This window comes from Neobacillus drentensis (assembly GCF_036965425.1).
Taxonomy (GTDB): domain Bacteria; phylum Bacillota; class Bacilli; order Bacillales; family Cytobacillaceae; genus Neobacillus; species Neobacillus drentensis_F.
The window spans coordinates 1-2,373 of the sequence record NZ_JBALPP010000211.1 but is presented as its reverse complement, the minus strand read 5'-3'; the positions used below and the strand labels follow the sequence as shown (position 1 = coordinate 2,373).

General features: G+C 38.0%; 2 protein-coding genes. Both read right to left on the bottom strand.

The window, feature by feature from the left end:
• Positions 1-134 precede the first annotated feature (134 nt).
• Complete coding sequence (ptsP, locus tag V7161_RS30130) at positions 135-1,847, bottom strand: phosphoenolpyruvate--protein phosphotransferase (RefSeq protein WP_335716434.1); 1,713 nt, start codon at positions 1,845-1,847, stop codon at positions 135-137.
• On the bottom strand, positions 1,847-2,113 hold the full coding sequence (locus V7161_RS30125) for a phosphocarrier protein HPr (protein ID WP_223595154.1): 267 nt from the start codon (positions 2,111-2,113) through the stop codon (positions 1,847-1,849). The genes ptsP and V7161_RS30125 overlap by 1 nt, the downstream gene beginning before the upstream one ends.
• Between the last annotated feature and the right edge of the window lie 260 nt (positions 2,114-2,373).

Sequence of the window (2,373 nt, the reverse complement as noted above, 5' to 3'; positions counted from 1 at the left end):
AAAAAAAAAAAAAAAAAAACTCAGTTAATCTTAGCTGTTGATTTACACCCCAATCAATAGTGTTAAAAATCACCACTGTCCTATAACATAGCAAAAAAAAACCGACTATTTAAAGTCGGTTTTTTGTGTGTTTATTATTTTGTTGCCACATTTACAGCATCAATTACCTGACTGGTTGTTTGCATGTTTAAAACTTCGCTTGCAAGCTTTTCCATGTCAGTTTTCTTTAAATTCTTAATGAGAGAGCGAGCCTTTAATATGGAGGTCGCACTCATTGAGAATTCATCAAGACCAAGACCTAATAAAACAGGTATTGCTGTTTCGTCGCCTGCCATTTCGCCGCACATACCTGCCCATTTTCCTTCAGCGTGCGCTGCATCAATGACCATTTTTACTAAACGTAAAATTGATGGGCTATAGGGCTGATATAGGTAAGAAACCCGTTGGTTCATGCGGTCTGCAGCCATCGTATATTGAATTAAATCGTTTGTTCCGATACTGAAGAAGTCAACTTCCTTTGCAAATTGATCAGCTAGTACTGCAGTAGATGGAATCTCTACCATAATCCCAAGCTCAATCTTATCTGCTATTTTTTGACCTTCAGAAACAAGCTTTTGTTTCTCATCTTCAAGAATTGCCTTTGCTTCACGGAATTCATCCAATGTAGCAATCATTGGGAACATAATCTTGAGGTTTCCAAAGCTGCTTGCTCTTAAAAGAGCACGAAGCTGGGTACGGAAAATCCCTTGTTCCTCCAAACATAAACGAATCGCACGGAAGCCTAAGAAAGGATTCATTTCCTTTGGTAACTCTAAATAAGGCAGTTCTTTATCCCCGCCGATATCTAAGGTTCGAACAACTACAGGTTTTCCGGCCATACCTTCTAAAACTGCTTTATACGCTTCAAACTGCTCTTCCTCTGTTGGAAGCTGATCCCTGCCCATGTAAAGGAATTCGGTTCTGTATAATCCTACACCTTCGCCGCCATTTTCAATTACTCCTTTTAAATCATTTGGAGTTCCGATATTTGCAGCTAGTTCAACGTGCTGGTCATCAGCAGAAACGGTCGGCTCATTGACAAGTTTGGCCCATTCCGCTTTTTGAACTTCATAATCTTCATGTGTTTTTCGATATTCAGCAACAAGCTCAGGTGTTGGGTTAATATGTACTTCCCCTTTGAGTCCATCGACAATAACTAAGTCGCCATTATTAATTTCCTCAGTAGCAGTTTTTGTACCAACCACTGCAGGAATTTCCATCGACCGAGCCATAATCGCGGAATGGGATGTACGGCCGCCAATATTAGTTGTAAAACCTTTGACAAATTGTCGATTCAATTGTGCTGTATCCGACGGTGTTAAATCTTCTGCGACAATGATTACTTCTTCGGCAATCATGCTCGGATTCACCAATTGAACTCCTAGTAAATGCGCCAATACACGTTTTGTTACGTCCCGGATATCAGCGGCACGTTCCTTCATGTATTCATTCTCCATTTGCTCAAACATCATAACGAACATATCTGCCGTTTCTTTAAGAGCAGACTCTGCATTTACTTTTTCAGACTGAATTTTATCCTCGATTGGTGCATTAAGCTCAGGATCACTTAGGACAAGTAAATGCGCTTCAAAGATTGCGGCTTTATCTTCACCAAGATCTACCTTTGCCCGGTCCCGAATCGCTTCTAGTTCAGACTTAGATTTAGACATAGCCTGACGGAATCGTTCAACCTCAGCAGAAGGATCGTCAATTGTTTTGTTCTCAAAATTCAAATCCGGTTCAACCAGTCGGTATGCTTTTGCAATTGCAATACCGTTTGATGCTGCAATTCCATTTAAAAAAGTCATTATTCAGCCAATCCTTCTTTTTTCAATGTTTCTTCAAGGCTATTTAGAGCATCTGCAGCGTCTGAGCCCTCTGCTGAAATTTTAATATCTGACCCTTGACCAATTCCTAAGGACATTACGCCCATAATTGATTTTAAATTAACAGTTTTGCCTTTGTATTCTAAATTGATTTCTGAATCAAATCTGCTTGCAGTTTGCACTAAAAGTGTTGCCGGTCTTGCATGAATTCCTGTTTCTGCTGTAACTTTAAATTGTTTTTCTGCCATTTAATATCAAACTCCTTTAAGTTTAAATGTAGTAAAATGATGCTTATGATAGCCTTTACAATATAGTCCTTTTAGTCATTTTTCTTACAAATAGACTTGTAATATTTTCCCCTAAAAGGAACTTAAGTATGTAAGCTTTTAGCCTCATTTATAGTTAATAAATATTAATACAATTGCTAGAATAACATGTTCAAACAATACAGACAACTTATAAACTATAATGTAAGCGCATTAAAAAATGACAATTTATTTTTTTTTAC

Coding starts and splice junctions, on each gene's coding strand:
- V7161_RS30125 (WP_223595154.1), bottom strand. CDS start 2,113: ATGGCAGAAAAACAATTTAAAGTTACAGCAGAAACAGGAATTCATGCA.
- ptsP (WP_335716434.1), bottom strand. CDS start 1,847: ATGACTTTTTTAAATGGAATTGCAGCATCAAACGGTATTGCAATTGCA.